This is a genomic window from Alkalibacterium putridalgicola, from assembly GCF_040959045.1.
GTDB lineage: Bacteria > Bacillota > Bacilli > Lactobacillales > Carnobacteriaceae_A > Alkalibacterium > Alkalibacterium putridalgicola.
In genome coordinates this window covers 2,099,439-2,114,196 of sequence record NZ_CP162615.1, presented here as the reverse complement: position 1 = coordinate 2,114,196, position 14,758 = coordinate 2,099,439, and the positions used below count along the sequence as shown (strand labels likewise).

The window sequence follows — 14,758 nt, the reverse complement described above, 5'->3', positions numbered from 1 at the left end:
ATCATAAACAAAAATCAATAGTATAGAAAAGACTGGGCACGGGCCCAGTCTTTTTTCATTATATCTATTGCAATTGTCTCATCTCTAGTGCTAAAAGGATGGAAGAGCTTAATACACCGCCGATGAGAAAGTACATCATCATCTGGACAAAAGGGAACCATACAACCTCTTCATCAGAATCATCCTCTGATTGCATCGAGGAGTAAATAAAGTAACTGATCCCCACCCCTATGGCCAAAACCGGCAATAGGTCCTGCATGTGTGAGGGCCTGAAATAGCCAAATATCAAACCAGTAATGAAGCCGATGGACTGAAGTGTTCGACGCATCGTTTTTGGGGACATATCGATCCTCCTCGTATTATATGAAAGGATGATAACTTTCGAAAAAAGACATGTTCCAGTTAAGAGAACATGTCTTTGATCATATTTATATTATAGAGTAATTTGTGCGCCAGGACCTAATGGTAAGCCTAAGACAAACCATATGATCAATAATAGAGTCCAGGTGATCAGGAAGGCAATACTGTATGAAAGCATTGTTGAAATGATCGTACCTAATCCGCTCTTTTCATCGTATCGTTTAGCAAACACAAGGATCATTGCGAAGTAACTCATTAATGGAGAAATGATATTTGTTGATGAGTCAGCAATACGGTAAGCCATCAATGTCATTTCTGGAGCAATGTTAACTTCATATAACATTGGCGCAAATACTGGTGCCATGATAGCCCATTTTGCTGAAGCTGATCCAATGAACAAGTTAATGAACGCTGTTACTATGATAAAGGCCAGGATCAGTGGAAGACCGACAAATCCAATTGCCTCCAGGAATTCTGCTCCGCTTACGGCTAGGATCAAACCTAAATTAGTGTAAGAGAAGTAGTTGATAAATTGAGCGGCGAAGAAAGCTAAAACTAAATAGCCACCCATGGAAGCCATGGATTCTGACATTCCTTTGACCAAGTCGTGAGAGGTTTGAATTTTACCTGTTGTTTTTCCGTAGAAGTAACCCGGAACAGCAAACAGCAGTAAAATCATGAAGAGCAGACCGTTTCTCAAGAAGTTGTCGAGTGTCATAACCCCTTCATCATTAAGTGCTCTTAATGCACCGTTTTCCGGAACCATCAATATGGCCATGATACCAAGGAAAACAAGTAATGCGATCAGAGCATTACGCATACCTTTATTTTCGATATCTGTAATTGGGTCGTCATTTGGTTTGTAGTTTCCGTCGTATTCACCGAGCCGTGGTTCAACGACTTTTTCGGTGACCAACGCACCTACAACAGTCAATACAAATGTAGAAACGATCATAAAGTACCAGTTCGCAGTAACTGCGACATCGTATTCGATACCACCTGAAGTCAATGCTTCGTTAGTGATACCAACCAGTAAGGCATCAGTAGGACCGAAGATAAGGTTAGCGGAGAATCCGGCAGAAACTCCGGCAAATGCTGCGGCCAGACCGGCGATCGGATGACGACCGGCACCTGCAAAGATAATAGCACCTAAAGGAATAACAACAACATATCCGGCATCGGATGCGATATTAGAAATAATACCGGCAAATACCACGGATGCAGTTAAGAGACTTGTTGGAACATTTCTCAATAATTTTTTAAGCGCACTTGAAATCAAACCTGACCATTCAGCAACACCTACACCAAGCATAGCTACAAGTACTGTACCTAAAGGTGCGAATCCTGTAAAGTTATCTACTGCGCTGTTAAAGATATGAGCCAGACCGTCACCTGTCATCAGTGACACTGCCTCGACGCTTACGAAATCACCTTCGCTTGCGTTAAAATATTCTACTGGCGCTCCAAATCGAGCGGCTAATTCGGATATCACGATAATAGCGAGAGCTAATATAATAAATATAATAACTGGATGCGGTAATGCATTACCTACACGTTCGATAAAACCAAGAAATCCTTTATTCGTGTTCTTTTCAGAATCACTCATATAATTTCCTCCTTAAAATTTTTAAATAGAATCAAATTCTAATCTTACAAATGATATAAATGAGGGAATCATAAGTAAGATTAAAATTTAGCTCCATTTCTCATTGTACCACAGACTCTATTCTAATACAAAACACACCATAATTTCAACATAATATAACTAATTATTCTTTTAAAAATCGAATTTTTTTGATAAATCATTTTAAAAATAAGAACGATAGAGGTTTATATGAGAACCACTGATATTTAATCAGTAAAAAATTGTAAAAGCTGTCTATTCCTTTTATAATTTAAATAATGAAATAAGAGGAGAAATCAATATGAATCAATCGTATAAACAAAATCAGGTAATATCTTACTATATGTGTGACCGAAATCAGCAGTTGACCTTATCTATGCTGGTGAATCTTCTTATGGAAGTGTCGGAGAATCATTCGGCTGGATTAGGCAGGGAAGAATCCTTTATGAGGGAGCGAGGAATAAGCTGGATCATCTTAAGATATGAATTTAATATCACTCGAATGCCTACTTATAAGGAAGAAGTTGAAATAGAAACCTTTGCGACTGAGTATAACAAGCTTTTTACATATCGGGAGTTTATTGTCAAAGACAAGAACAATAGGCAGCTGATCCAGGTCAAGGCGACCTTTGCATTGATGAATAATGCCACCAGAAAAATGAATAGGATCTCCAGCGAAGTCGTTGAACCTTATGGAGCAGAATTTTCGAAACGAATCCGGCGGAGTACTAAGCCGCAGGACGTCAATTCAAATCAGGCGGAAGAGAAAGGCTACACTGTGAGATATTTCGATATCGATGCCAATCAGCATGTAAATAATTCGAAATATATCGAATGGCTGTTAGACAGCTTAAGTCCTGCTTTTTTATCTGCACATGAAATTCAGCATGGCATTATAACCTTTGATAAAGAAGTAAAAGAAGGGGATACGGTGAAAAGTATCGTAAGCAAGCGTATTAAAGACGAGCTGTATTCCGATCATCGTATAGCTGTAGAAGGCACGATACATGCATCAGCGACCTTCAAATGGATCGAAAAATCTGGAATGGAGTTGAATGATGGTAACGATCAATGATATTGCAAAAGAAGCAGGGGTAGCCAAAAGTACTGTTTCGCGTTATTTGAATAACGGATCCGTAAGTCCAAAAACAAAAAAGAAAATAGATGAGATCGTTCAAAAAAGAGGCTATCAGCCCAATGCCTTTGCCAGAAGTCTAAAGGCTCAGAAAACAAAGATGATCGGTGTGATAATACCAAGGCTCAATTCATCCTCTACTAATGAAGTGCTGGAAGGCATCGATGAGATGTCACGAAAGTTAGGATACAAGCTCATCATTACTAACTCTGACCAGAATAATGAGAGAGAATATGAAAACATTCAAACGTTAACTAAACAAAAAGTAGAAGGGGTTATTATGTTTGCAAGAGAAATAACGCCTGAACACGTCGATCTTGTTAAAAATTCAGGAACGCCTTTTCTTTTTATTGGTCAAAAAGTGGATGGAATCAACAGCATTATTCATCAGGATTATCAGGCTGGAGCGAAGATCGGGAAATTTTCACTTGAGTTGGGGCATGAACATTTTCTCTATATCGGTGTACCAGAAACAGATAAAGCAGTCGGTATAGAAAGAAGACAAGGATTTCTGGATGTTGTAAAGGCAAGAAAAGGGACCATCGTGGAAACGATCGAGAGTGATTTCTCACGTACAGCAGCATATCAGAAAGCTTTAACTTTTTTGAAAGATTTGGAAGCGACGTACATTGTCTGTGCAACAGATAATATCGCTGTAGCGGTGTTAAAGGCAGCAACTGAGTTGGGCTACAATGTCCCTGAAGATTTTTCATTATCTGGATTTGGGGGCTATGAAACGACGGCCTACACTTCTCCGACTATCACCACAGTTAGTTATCCGTATAGAAAAATGGGAATAAAAGCCGTTGAAAAATTAGTGGCGCTGATCAATCAGGAGGAGATCCTCGAAGTTATAGAAATGTCTAACGAACTCGTTATAAATCAGTCTACAAAAAATAAAAAGAAAGTTTGAGTAAGTGCTTTCTTTTTGCTTGCATTTAGAACCGGTTCCTGTTAATCTATATTAGAACCGGTTCCAATCAAGGGAACGGAAATAAAATGAAAACGGTTAAAGAAAGGATGGCAATTATGAAATTTCAAGAATCACTCAACGCTCTATTTGAGGCCGTCGGCGGAAAAGAGAACATTAAAAACTATGAGCATTGTGCTACGCGATTGCGCATAATACTTAAGGACGACGATAAGTTAGATAAAGAGAAAGCGGAGAGCATACCTGAATCAAGAGGATATTTCTTCAATACCGGACAACATCAGTTTATTTTTGGTACCGGAAAAGTAAATAAAGTTTATGCAGAGCTGCAGGAAGAGATGGGAGAAGCTGGGGGTAAAGAAAAATCCGGTGATTTCAAAGATGATGTTTATCAGAACCTGAATCCTGCTCAACGCGTCGTACGTGTTCTAGCTGATATCTTAGTTCCTTTGATTCCTGTTCTTGTTACTACGGGTCTCCTTATGGGAGTTCGTGGATTATTACTTGAATTAGGTTTGGAAATGGATGAAAACTGGTTAGCTATTTTTGCAATGCTGACAGACACAGCGTTTGCTTTCTTACCTGTACTGATCACATTTAGTGCGACCCGTAAATTCGGCGGCAATCCAAGTATCGGTATCGTCGTTGGTTTGATGATGGTGGCGCCGCAGTTACCTAATGCATGGGCTGTAGCCAGTGGAGATGCTGAACCGATGCAGCTGTTAGGACTTGAAATAGTGGGATATCAGGGATCGATCATTCCAGCTATAGTCGCAGGGTATCTCATTGCTAGACTGGAAAAAGGTTTGAGAAAATTCGTGCCGGATATGATCGACTTGATCGTAACACCTTTCGTGACATTATCTGTGACGATATTTACAATGCTGCTTGTTTTAGGGCCGATTTTACAGGCAATCGAAACGGGTGTGCTTGATAGCATTGTATGGTTAGTAGAAGCACCTCTAGGTATAGGGTATGTCATTTATTCAGCATTCCAGCAGGTCATTGTTATTACCGGTCTACATCATTCACTCAGTATTGTAGAATTAGGATTGCTCAGTGATACTGGACGAAATGTATTGAATACGCTGGGAACAGCATCAATGGCTGGTCAGTTCGGAGCGGCAGTCGCAACGGCTTACCTCATGAAAAGCAAGATCGGTAAAGCAAATGCTTTATCCTCATCAGTTTCTACATTGTTTGGAATTACTGAACCGTTATTATTTGGTGTAAACTTAAGAGTGTTGCGAGTTTTCTTATCAGGAATGATCGGTGGAGCTGCCGGAGGATTCATGGTTTCGATCTTTGGTTTAGCGGCTTCTGGAGTGGGTATTACCTTTATCCCGGGTATTTTACTATACACATATAGTGTTGCCGCTCTTATTCAGTATATCGTTGTCATTGCTGTAGCGTTTGCTGTAGCCTTTTTGATGGTTCGTTTACAGAGTAAACAGATCAGTGCAGAATTGAATGCGGGTGTCTAGAAAAGGGTGTTGTAAATGAGTGAATTAACAAATGAGTACTGGAAACAGTTGACTGAAACTCAAAAAGAGTTAAAACTAAAAATAAAAAACGATCCGTGGCGGTTAGCTTTTCATCAAATGCCGGAAACGGGATGGATGAATGATCCAAATGGTGCAGTTCAGTTTAAAGGTGTTTATCATTTGTATCATCAATATGTACCTGATGACGCGACTGGTGGTCTCGTCCATTGGGGACACAAAACGTCTACGGATATGGTACATTTTAAAGAAGAGAAAATTTTCTTGTCACCTGACAAGCCTTTCAATAAAGATGGTGTCTATTCAGGAAGTGCTTTGGTCAAAGATGATGAGATACATTTCTTTTATACAGGTAATGTAAAAAATCCTGGAGATCATGATTATACCTATAGCGGGCGTGAGCAGAATACTGTCCATATTGTTAGTAAAGATGGCTTCTCTATTGAGTATGAAGAAGTGGTCATTGCACATGAAGACTATCCTGAAGGGTTTACGGATCATATTAGAGATCCGAAAGTGTTCGAAAAAAATGGGTCATACTATATGGTTTTAGGGTCAAGGGCGTTAAATCACCGTGGGAAAATACTGTTATATACTTCCAGCGATTTATTTGAATGGGAATATAAAGGCGTTTTCCTGGAAGGTGAGAAAGAAATGGGCTATATGTGGGAGTGTCCCGATTATTTTGAAACTGCTGAAAAAGATGTTCTGATTTTTTCTCCACAAGGATTAAAGCCCACGAGTTATGAATTTGAGAATATCCATAATGCCGGTTATTATTTAGGTGAAGTGGACTGGGAGTCTGCGCGGTTCAGACCGCAATCCGTATTTAAAGAACTGGATAGAGGCTTTGATTTTTATGCGCCACAGACGTTCGAAGACGAATCCGGCAGACGTATTCTCTGGGGCTGGATGGGACTTGGCGATACGGGGCCGGAATATACTAATCCAACCACTGCCAGAGGATGGCAGCATGCGATGACACTTCCAAGAGAATTGACCGTTGAAAAGGGTGAACTGAAACAGCGTCCCCTTAAAGAATATCAGTCATTGAGAACAAATAAGATAGAAAAATCGTTAAACATTGAGACTTCATTTGAATTCAATGCCGAAAATCAGGAAACGTTCGAAATGCTTATCAATGTGAAAGAAGTTAAAGAAAAAGTGAGTATTCATTTGAAAGAAGATACCATTCTGTCTTACGATAATCAGATATTTACTTTGGCTCACGGTCCATCAGGTTATGGGCGATCAGAGCGACAGATCGAAGTGGATGGTTTGGACTTGATCCATGTGATCGCAGATACTTCGTCGATAGAAATTTTTCTGAATGATGGAGAATATGTGATGAGTTCAAGGGTGTATCCCAAGAAAGAAAAAGAAACGATTCTTATCGAAGGAACCTCCAGATTAGACATCATTAAATGGGATTTGATTATATAAACAAAAGCAGCCGGTGATATGGATGATTTTCCATGTCACCGGCTGCTCTGTTTATTTCTGAAAGATTTTATTTATTTCATCTGAAGTTAAGTTTTGTTCCAGAAGGACCTGTAGTTTGATACGCGCTTTTATGCCAGTCAATCCGGGGGCAAAAATTGCACCCAGTTCTTTCAAGTGCTTGCCGCCTCCTTTGTAAGCATAAATATCCTGAGCGATACCATTGAATGCCCGGGAAGTTATAACGATAGCGACTTTCTTATCCAGCAGCCTTTTAATGCCGGGAAGTGTGGCTGGAGGCATATTACCTGCGCCTAAAGCTTCGATAACCAGTCCGTCTATTTCTGTAGAAGCAAGAGCTTCGAACAACGTACTGTCCATATCCGCATAAGCTTTGAGTAAATATACTTTCTTCGTTATGTTCTGGATCGGATAATTTTCGTCAAAGACCAGTTTCTGAAAAAAACGGACTTCATGTTTTGACACGATCCCGATAGGACCGAATGTCGGTGTTCTGAAGGTAGCGACATTCGTCGTGTGTGTCTTAGTCACGTAACGGGCTGTATGGATCTCTTCATTCATGACGACGAGAACCCCTTTATCACTTGAACCAGGAGCAAGGGCTGTCCAGATGGCATTCTGAAGGTTACTGACCCCATCCGAACCGATTTCATCAGTGGGTCGCATGGCTCCGGTCAACACGATAGGAAAGGGTGCATCGAGAGTTAAATCCAGAAAATAAGCTGTTTCTTCCAATGTATCTGTTCCATGCGTGATCACTGCACCATCGATACGGTCTTCTTCGATCGCTTCAGCCAGTCTTTTCTGTATATCCAGCATATGCTGCAGCGTGACGTGGGGAGAGGGCAACTGAAAAATATCTTCTTCAACGATTTCTATATTTTCTTCAAATAAGTGACTGTATTTGTGGAGCGGGTGTTCATCACTCGGTTTAACAGCACCCGTACGCTGATCCGTGCTCATGGATATCGTCCCGCCAGTATGCAAAAGTAAAATGCGCTTCATTCTATTTCTCCTTTCTCTTTCTGAAATAAGGATTCGTCCGTATTTCATACGCAACTGTTGTTGACTTGAGGTGACCTGGATAAACCGTATAGTCATCTGGGAGAGTCAAAAGTTTTTCTTCAACAGCTGGAATAAGTTTTTCGGGTTCACTGCCGGGAAGGTCCGTCCGTCCCACGCTGCCTTTGAATAAGGCATCACCTGAAAAAACACATTTGCCTTCTTCAAAAATGAAACTGACTCCTCCAGGTGAATGGCCCGGTGTCTCGACGACTTTGAATGAAAAAGGACCGATCGTTATAAATTCTGATGGCTTAAACGTAAATTCAGCGGGCCTGGCAGTGATTTCGTGAGTACCGTAAATAGAAAGATTCAGTTGCGGATCACCCAGCCACTCCTGTTCTTTTGGACTGACGTAGACCGGGATCTCATAATCGACACGCATATCCTCCAGGGCGCCAATGTGGTCATAGTGAGTATGTGTCAATAAAATAGCCAGAGGCGTGACCCCCAGCAGTTCCAGTTCGTTTTTAATTTTACTGGTTTCGTCACCCGGATCGATGATCAGGGCATCTGAACCTTTATAAATGATATAACAGTTTTCCTGAATAACACCTGTTTCGATTTGTTTAACTTGAACCATGAAAATGACCTCCTTCGTTCTTCATTTAGTATAACTAAATAATTATCTTCTGTCGATTCAAGCATAATAGTTGAGTATGTGAAAGATTTGGCTTAGTCTATGCATAGAAGGAAAAAATATTAATAGGAGGAATAAGTATGTCAACAAACGAAGTAAAAGAATGTTTAAATAATCTGGTCGCTACACAAGGTCTATTCTACACAAAACTTCATCAGGCACACTGGTACATCAGAGGACATCATTTCTTTGATCTCCATGTCAAGCTGGAAGATTATTACGATGAAATAACAGTACACATGGATGATACGGCAGAAAGACTCCTGCAGCTCGGTGGGGAACCTTATTCAACGCTCCAGGAATTTATCGATCATTCAGCCATTGAAGAATCGCTTGATAATAAATATATTCCTGAAGAACCTTTTGTCAAAGCGGTCATCAAGGACTTTGAAAAGCTTAGAGATGAACTGGCTAAAGGCATCGATTTAGTAGATGAAAACAACGATGATGTAACTGTCGATATGCTGATCGAACAGAAAGCGTATATCGATAAAGTGATTTGGATGCTATGGGCCTATTCAGGTAAAAATGCCTTAGGTAAATAAAAGATAACAATCAATATGGGGAGCCGGTATTCATCCGGCTCTCTTTTTATTATGGAGAAGCGTGACTTAGTCTTTGTATTAGAACGATTCGGATATGACGATCAGCCCGTATATCAAAAATGAAAGATATGTGCCCTTCAGCATACATCAAAGCAGACGGAGGGCACAAAAGTAACGGATATGTGCCCTTCAGTATGGAACAAAGTAGACGGAGGGCACAAAAGTAGTGGATATGTGCCCTTCAGTATGGAACAAAGCAGACGAAGGGCACAAAAGTAGTGGATATGTGCCCTTCAGCATGCATCAAAGCAGACGGAGGGCACAAAAGTAGTGGATATGTGCCCTTCAGTATGGAACAAAGTAGACGAAGGGCACAAAAGTAGTGGATATGTGCCCTTCAGCATGCATCAAAGCAGACGGAGGGCACAAAAGTAGTGGATATGTGCCCTTCAGCATGCATCAAAGCAGACGGAGGGCACAAAAGTAGTGGATATGTGCCCTTCAGCATACATCAAAGTAGACAAAGGGCACAAAAGTAGTGGATATGTGCCCTTCAGTATGGAACAAAGTAGATGAAGGGCACAAAAGTGACGGATATGTGCCCTTCATCATGGAACAAAGCAGACGAAAGGCACAAAAATTTCATTAAGATAATCTCATCTAAATATCGGACAAATATATGAAATACCGGCAACAGATCATTCTTTAAAAGTATGTTTTTCTTAAAAAATGTGATAGGATTATGATTAGTTAAGAGTAAAGAAGGGTTACTATGAAAATAATCACAGAAAATGAACAGGAAACAAAAAATATTGCTGAAAAAATTGCTGGTCAACTGGAACCGGGTATGACTATACTACTGGAAGGTCAGCTGGGAGCAGGAAAGACGACTTTCACAAAGGGGATCGCTGAGGGACTTGGTATAGAGAGGATCATTAAAAGTCCGACATATACCCTGATCAAAGAATACATGGATGGCAGATTACCGTTGTACCATATGGATTTGTACCGCCTTGAAGATGCTGAAGACGAGGATCTTGGCCTGGAGGAATACTTTTATGGTGATGGTGTGACCATCGTTGAGTGGGGCTCGTATATGCAGGATGAACTGCCCGACAAATACCTGATGATCCAGATCAGTGTTCTGCCTGGGTCAGATAAACGTGAGCTGATCGTCACAGCACAGGGAGAAAAATATCAGCAGATAATGGAGCGATTAGAGAATGAGTGAAGCCATCGACTGTATTATACGCGAAGCCATTCCGGGCGATGCAGAACAGATACTGGAATTACTGAATAAAACGGCGACCCAGACTGGTTTCATGACGCAAGGGACAGAAGGCGTTGGGATAACTGTGGAAGAGGAAGCAAAACAGCTTGCAAAGATTTATGATTCATTTAACAATAGCGTGTTCGTTGCTTTGGTGGATGACGAAATCATCGGTATAGCCTCCATACACGGCTCAGACAAGCCAAAAATCGAGCACATAGGGGACATTGGGATCGTCATAGACAAAGCCTATTGGGGCTATGGTTTAGGGACATTGATGATGGAGGAACTGCTGCTCTGGGCCGATGCTTCTCCTGTGTTGAGTCGACTTCAGCTGCAGGTCCAGGAACGGAATGCCCGTGCACGTTATATTTATGAAAAATTAGGCTTCAAGCTCGAAGCGATCATTGAACGCGGGGTCAAAGATGATGGGCAGTTGCTGAATGTCTGCCTTATGAGTAAGTTGATATAAATAGATAAATAAAAAGAAGTCAGGCGATCTTTACGCCTGACTTCTTTTTATTTTATGAAACGGTTCAGTGATGAAGGACCAAATTCTTTTTCCTGGTTGATCAGAATGGTGGCACTTGCTCGCGCATCATCAAGGGCATGGTGATGATTTAAAGGGATACCATAATAATCGGCCACTGTATTGAGTTTATGATTCGGCAGTTCCCGCAGCAAGGCACGGGAAGACTGGACCGTACATAACGTTTTAAACATAGGTGCGCTTACACCATAGTACCCTAGTGTGCCCGTCAAAATCCGTTTGTCAAAAGGCATGTTGTGAGCCACGACCAGCTGGTCAGGTGTGAAAAATTGTTTCATGTCGTTCCAGACATCAGGAAACTTGGGTGCATCATACACATCTGATTCCTGTATGCCGTGTATACGAGTATTCATCCGGTCAAACCACGTTTCCGGCTGAATCAGGGTGTAATACTCGTCAACGATCTTGCTGTCTCTAACAATAGTCAACGCAACAGAACAGGCACTGTGTGACTGACGGTTGGCTGTTTCAAAATCTATAGCTGTAAAGTTCATATATAACCCTCTTTTAAAGTCATTCTGTTTAGTCTTTACAGTATAGCATGATTACCTGAACTTTCAAGACGAACAAAGGCTTAATGGGGAAATGACAAACTTTTGTTGCATTCAGGAATAAAAAACATGCGCGCATCCATTCTCAGGATACGCGCATGAAGAAATGATTATTTAGTCCAGCTTGTAAGGCAGGACGACTTTTCTTAATTCCATAATGATCGTTGTAGCAAACGCCAGTCCGGCAGCTATAGCCCATTCTGTTAAGCCGAATGCGGCAGGAATAGCGAAGATACTTCTGACGGCCGGCAGTAAAGTGATACCGTAAAGTCCCAGACAGACGACAAAGGCCAGGATCACGAATTTGTTCCTGAAGAATCCTGCACCGATGCTTGTTTCTACATTGGAACGAGCCGGGAATACCTGCAGCGTACGTGACAAAATGAGTGTCGTAAAGGCCATGGCCACACTCATTTCATCAGAAGTCTGAAGTCCGATATACTGAGAAATAATGACCGCAATAGCAATCAGCGCACCACGGAAAGCAACGATTCTGAAGGTGTTGCCTGAGAAAATAGACTCATTAGGATCTCGCGGTTTCTCTTCCATCACGTTCGGTTCTGCAGGCTCAAGTCCAAGTGCAATAGCTGGCAATGAGTCATTGACCAGATTGATAAATAGGAGCTGCAGGGCAGTGAACGGGCTCACCCAGTTCACGATCAAAGCAAAGATGATCGCGATGACGGCGCCTAAGTTTCCTGAGAAAAGATAAGCAATAGATTTCTTGATATTACTGTAAATGGTACGGCCGACGGAAATAGCTTTAACGATAGATACAAAGTTGTCATCCGTCAAGATCATAGCAGAGGCATCTTTAGCCACATCGGTTCCGCTGCCCATCGCAATTCCGATATCGGCCTGTTTCAAGGCAGGGGCATCATTGACACCATCACCTGTCATCGCCGTGATCTGGTTTTTGTTCTCCCAGGCCGTAACGATCCGGATTTTATTTTCAGGTGTTACTCGGGCATAAACCGTGATATCTTCCAGCTGATCCATCAGCTCTTCTTCGGATAAGGCATCCAGTTCCTGTCCGGTATAAGCCAAGTCGCCTTCTTTGAAGATGTTCAAATCACGACCGATCGCACGAGCTGTTGTTTTATGGTCCCCTGTGATCATGACTGTGCGTACTCCAGCGTTGGCAGCGTCTTCTACTGCATGATAGACGGCTTCGCGTGGCGGATCGATCATGGCAAGAAGACCAATGAAAATCAGGTCGTCTTCATCTTCGATACTGACTTCTGTCGAATCGATCGGTTTATACGCAAAGGCAAGAACACGCATCGCCTGATCAGAAAATTCTTCATTTTTCTGTTTCAATTCTTCTAAACGTTCTTCGGTGAGTTCAACGATTTCACCGTTTAGTTTGATTCGTGAACAGAGTTCGAACAAGACATCGGGTCCACCTTTAGTCAACAGGCGTTTTTCCCCGTCGATTTCATGGACAGTCGACATGCGTTTACGGCTCGAGTCAAAAGGCAGTTCGGCAAGTCTTGGATATTCATCTCTAACTGAACCGTAAGGAAGCTCTTGTTTATTACTGTAGGCTATCAGGGCAACCTCAGTTGGATCACCACTGGATTCATCCTTTTCATTGATCGTTGAATCGTTTGTCAATACAGCGATCTGCATCAGGATCTTCTCTGATTCTGACCAGGAACTACTGTCTCCTGAGAAGAGGTGAGATTCACCGTTTGGAATATACTCATCTACAACAGTCATCTTATTCTGTGTCAAGGTCCCTGTTTTATCTGTACAGATGACACTCGTTGAACCGAGCGTCTCAACAGCCGGCAGTTGTCTGATGATTGCATGCTGTTTAGCCATTTTATTCGTACCAACGGATAAGACGATCGTCACAATAGACTGCAGGGCTTCCGGAATGGCTGCAACAGCAACAGCAGCAGCAAACATGAAAGCGTTAAGCAATGGGACAGTGACGTCCTGTGTGTCTCCAAGGAAAATTCGAGCTGCTTGGATACCGAAAATAAGAATAGATAAGAGCAGGATAGCGATACCCAGTTTTTTACTGAAATCTGCCAGTCTTCTCTGTAGAGGTGTTTGTTTGGCAGAAGCGCTTTGCACGAGTTCGGCAACTTTCCCCATCTCTGTCTCTTCACCTGTTGAAGTGACGACCATGACTCCACGTCCGGCAGTGACCATCGTACTGCTGTAAACCATGTTGATTCGGTCAGCAAGCGGTGTATCTTCCTTAAGTGGATCAACTGTTTTTTCAGAAGGCATAGACTCACCGGTCAGTGCGCCTTCTTCGACCTGCAGAGACTCCGCTTCGATCAGTCGTCCGTCAGCAGGGATGTTATCGCCAGCTTCTAGGATGACAACATCACCAACCGCCAGATTTCTGGCTTCGATCTGCTTCGGATTGCCATCTCGGTAAACATTGGCGGTCGGTGCAGACATCTTCTCCAGAGATTCAAGAGAATCTTCGGCTTTTTTCGTCTGAACTACACTTAGAATCGCATTCAATATCAACACAATGAAAATAATGAGTGATTCGATCCATTCTCCAATAGCTACTTGCACGATCGCTACGATCAATAAGACAATGACCATTGGATCTTTAAACGATTCGATGAACATGGAGAAAATCGATTTCTTCTCTTTACGGCTTATCTCGTTGTATCCATTTTCCTCCAGTCGTTTCTCCGCCTCCGACTGGCTGAGACCTTGACGAGAAGTATCGATGGATTCGAGTACCTTGTCTTTTGATTCTTGATAATAATTCATTTTTTTATCCTTTCTATGTTGAAGTAAGTAAAAAAGACGCATACGGAATGAGTGATGGCTGTTCCGTATACGTCTCACTATTTAATACAGCACCAGCAGATAATCAGTCTGCGAATGGTGGCACTGCAACAGAATTGATCTGCAAGTTACTCCCGCATATATATTATTTAAATGTCAAATTAATTATAGTTAAGTCCAGGTCAAAAAGCAAGTCAGATGTTTTAAAGAAAGGAGCTTACTTTGTAAAAACAGAAAACTTGACGCACGGAATAATAGGGTACTAAAAACATCACGTGTCGATTAAGTGACAAATAACAGATAATTCTACACAATTGCATGTAATAGTGTTAAACTAAACGTGATTATTTAATGATGTTAC

General features: G+C 41.7%; 13 protein-coding genes. 7 read left to right on the top strand and 6 right to left on the bottom strand.

Annotated features, from left to right (window positions below; translation table 11 throughout):
* Positions 1–64: 64 nt before the first annotated feature.
* Positions 65–343: a hypothetical protein gene (locus tag AB4027_RS10060; protein WP_368645235.1), complete on the bottom strand. Its 279-nt coding sequence runs from the start codon at positions 341–343 to the stop codon at positions 65–67.
* Between the two features lie 90 nt (positions 344–433).
* Entirely contained in the window at positions 434–1,966 is a 1,533-nt protein-coding gene (locus tag AB4027_RS10055) for an AbgT family transporter (protein ID WP_368645234.1), read from the bottom strand.
* A 319-nt stretch (positions 1,967–2,285) separates the two neighbouring features.
* Here AB4027_RS10055 and AB4027_RS10050 point away from each other — a divergent pair, with 319 nt between their 5' ends.
* The 4 genes from AB4027_RS10050 (at position 2,286) to AB4027_RS10035 (ending at position 6,995) form a co-directional block, all read left to right on the top strand.
* Positions 2,286–3,059, top strand: coding sequence for an acyl-[acyl-carrier-protein] thioesterase (locus tag AB4027_RS10050; RefSeq protein WP_368645233.1), 774 nt, complete (start codon positions 2,286–2,288; stop codon positions 3,057–3,059).
* Positions 3,043–4,032, top strand: coding sequence for a LacI family DNA-binding transcriptional regulator (locus AB4027_RS10045; protein ID WP_368645232.1), 990 nt, complete (start codon positions 3,043–3,045; stop codon positions 4,030–4,032). Before AB4027_RS10050 ends, AB4027_RS10045 begins: the two co-directional genes overlap by 17 nt.
* 116 nt (positions 4,033–4,148) lie before the next feature.
* Positions 4,149–5,534, top strand: a complete 1,386-nt coding sequence (locus AB4027_RS10040) for a PTS transporter subunit EIIC (protein WP_368645231.1) — start codon at positions 4,149–4,151, stop codon at positions 5,532–5,534.
* Positions 5,535–5,549: 15 nt separating this feature from the next.
* A complete protein-coding gene (locus AB4027_RS10035; RefSeq protein WP_368645230.1) occupies positions 5,550–6,995 on the top strand; it encodes a glycoside hydrolase family 32 protein in 1,446 nt (481 codons plus the stop codon).
* A gap of 51 nt (positions 6,996–7,046) precedes the next feature.
* On the opposite strand, the gene AB4027_RS10030 is transcribed toward AB4027_RS10035, so the two are convergent.
* A complete protein-coding gene (locus tag AB4027_RS10030) occupies positions 7,047–8,018 on the bottom strand; it encodes an asparaginase (protein ID WP_368645229.1) in 972 nt (323 codons plus the stop codon).
* Between the two features lies 1 nt (position 8,019).
* The gene (locus AB4027_RS10025) at positions 8,020–8,658 is read right to left on the bottom strand and encodes an MBL fold metallo-hydrolase (RefSeq protein ID WP_091490113.1); all 639 of its coding nucleotides are present in this window, start codon (positions 8,656–8,658) and stop codon (positions 8,020–8,022) included.
* Positions 8,659–8,795: 137 nt separating this feature from the next.
* Between AB4027_RS10025 and AB4027_RS10020 the strand changes: the two genes are divergently transcribed.
* The 3 genes from AB4027_RS10020 (at position 8,796) to AB4027_RS10010 (ending at position 11,002) form a co-directional block, all read left to right on the top strand.
* The gene (locus AB4027_RS10020) at positions 8,796–9,260 is read left to right on the top strand and encodes a Dps family protein (RefSeq protein WP_091490110.1); all 465 of its coding nucleotides are present in this window, start codon (positions 8,796–8,798) and stop codon (positions 9,258–9,260) included.
* A gap of 772 nt (positions 9,261–10,032) precedes the next feature.
* Positions 10,033–10,491 carry a tRNA (adenosine(37)-N6)-threonylcarbamoyltransferase complex ATPase subunit type 1 TsaE gene (tsaE, locus tag AB4027_RS10015; RefSeq protein ID WP_368645228.1) on the top strand — a complete coding sequence of 153 codons (459 nt, stop codon included), beginning with the start codon at positions 10,033–10,035 and terminating at the stop codon, positions 10,489–10,491.
* Positions 10,484–11,002: an N-acetyltransferase family protein gene (locus AB4027_RS10010; protein ID WP_368645227.1), complete on the top strand. Its 519-nt coding sequence runs from the start codon at positions 10,484–10,486 to the stop codon at positions 11,000–11,002. Before tsaE ends, AB4027_RS10010 begins: the two co-directional genes overlap by 8 nt.
* 47 nt (positions 11,003–11,049) lie before the next feature.
* Here the strand turns inward: AB4027_RS10010 and AB4027_RS10005 are convergent, their stop codons facing one another.
* Both AB4027_RS10005 and AB4027_RS10000 read right to left on the bottom strand, forming a co-directional pair.
* Positions 11,050–11,574: a 3'-5' exonuclease gene (locus tag AB4027_RS10005; protein WP_368645226.1), complete on the bottom strand. Its 525-nt coding sequence runs from the start codon at positions 11,572–11,574 to the stop codon at positions 11,050–11,052.
* A 171-nt stretch (positions 11,575–11,745) separates the two neighbouring features.
* Positions 11,746–14,379, bottom strand: coding sequence for a cation-translocating P-type ATPase (locus AB4027_RS10000; RefSeq protein WP_368645225.1), 2,634 nt, complete (start codon positions 14,377–14,379; stop codon positions 11,746–11,748).
* Positions 14,380–14,758: the final 379 nt, after the last annotated feature.